At 60.0% G+C, this 1,467-nt stretch carries 2 protein-coding genes and 1 pseudogene; 1 reads left to right on the top strand and 2 read right to left on the bottom strand.

Features of this window, described 5'->3' with window-relative positions:
- Positions 1 to 151: pseudogene (locus ASF71_RS23350) on the top strand (IS982 family transposase); the annotation flags it as partial.
- On the opposite strand, the gene ASF71_RS24835 reads toward ASF71_RS23350, so the two are convergent.
- Positions 148 to 525, bottom strand: a complete 378-nt coding sequence (locus tag ASF71_RS24835) for a hypothetical protein (RefSeq protein ID WP_056304199.1) — start codon at positions 523 to 525, stop codon at positions 148 to 150. The pseudogene ASF71_RS23350 and the gene ASF71_RS24835 overlap by 4 nt on opposite strands.
- Before the next feature lie 503 nt (positions 526 to 1,028).
- Complete coding sequence (locus ASF71_RS22145) at positions 1,029 to 1,331, bottom strand: hypothetical protein (RefSeq protein ID WP_156373061.1); 303 nt, start codon at positions 1,329 to 1,331, stop codon at positions 1,029 to 1,031.
- Between the last annotated feature and the right edge of the window lie 136 nt (positions 1,332 to 1,467).

Here is a 1,467-nt window from a genome sequence, read left to right as displayed (position 1 = left end):
ATCCCGCCACCCCAAACTCCGTAAACGTATCGAAACGGTCTTCTCTCAACTTGTCGCAGGTCAGGTACGTTCGGTCCAAGTCAAAACGCTCTCTGGCTTGTGGCTCCGTGTCGTCCTGGCGGTGCGCGCCCATAACCCCACCAGGCCCTAAACGGCGTTTTTAGGAAATAAACGGCTTTGAATCGGCGTATTTCTCTGCCACTGGGTATGGATGCTCGGCCATGTGCGGGGGTGAAAGCCCAGATCCGGCGTGATGTGAATATAGTCGACTTGCCGAGATTGACAGAGCTCAGCAAAGCGCAACCGATGTTCGTTGGTTTCGACATGCTCCATGCCCGTTTCACTGGACATGATGAGGAGGTCGCCTGGAATGTACTTGCACTGGAAGGCGTTGTCCTCCAGACACAGGGCGGCGAGCATGGCGAAATCCTGGCCCAGGCCAGTGCTCAGGACCGTCAGGGGGGGCTGTTGATTCAACCGGAGCAGCGGCGTGACGCCCGCATAGGCCTTACTCGCCAAGGACATAAACGCCAGCCTCCGGAAGCTGCAGCGGTAGATTGCCCAACTGCGTCAGCACCTGTACCTGGCGCATCAGCGACAACCCACTGCACCAGGCGTCCCGCAACCAGAGCACCTGAAGGTCAGGGACCGCCTGAGGAGCACACCAGTCACGTGGCTGCACCCCGGCAGGAAGCCCCTGAGGAAGAAGGTTTGGCCGTCTGCGCGGGTCCAGCGTTCAAGCGTGCAGCTCAGGGCGCGCTGTGTACCCCGAAGCGGCGTGGAGAGTCGAGAGAACTGCATAGACGAATGCGGCCCCCAGGAGGGGGCCAAACCTTTTTACTGTGACCAAAGACTCGTCGCTTCATTCAGGCAGCTGTCTTGTGCGACTTTGACCCCACCAGACTGTCGGAGCGGGGTGAGGTCTGGGTAATCAGCGGGGGTAGGTACGTACGAGGTCGTACTTCCCGAGGTACTGGTGGATCACGACGGCTTCGCAGGGGTCGAATTTCTCTTTAGTAGGGTGATCCTTAAGCCACACCATCCATGCGGAGGGCCTCGTCCAGCGCGGTTTCGCTTGGGCAGCTGCGGTCCTGCCATTCGGCCGTGTTGAAGTAATCTATGACGTACTCCGGGTGTTCATGGGCATAGCGCTGCTGGCAGTTGTACCCGGCGCCCAGGGCTTTCTTCAGGAAGTCACTGCCGTTCGCGGCGCCCCACTCGGCGCGTTCCTGTGCGCGCTGCGCAGCAAGGGCGGTCGCTGCGGCTTTCTCTTCGGCGGCGCGCTCCCGGTCGCGGGCCTTCATTTCGTCTTGGATCGCAAGATGTCTCACTCCTCAGCTCTTCGTGGGTCCGGTGACAGTTGAGGTCAGAAACGTATCCACTACGAGTGGACAGAACTGCCGTTCTCGCTGCTGTGCAATCTCCGTGCGAGCGTCTTCCCAACGCCACGCCGCCTTATAAAGTCGT

The sequence above is a fragment of the Deinococcus sp. Leaf326 genome (assembly GCF_001424185.1).
GTDB lineage: Bacteria > Deinococcota > Deinococci > Deinococcales > Deinococcaceae > Deinococcus.
The sequence above is the reverse complement of the archived record's forward strand: the minus strand, read 5'-3'. Positions and strand labels throughout refer to the sequence as shown.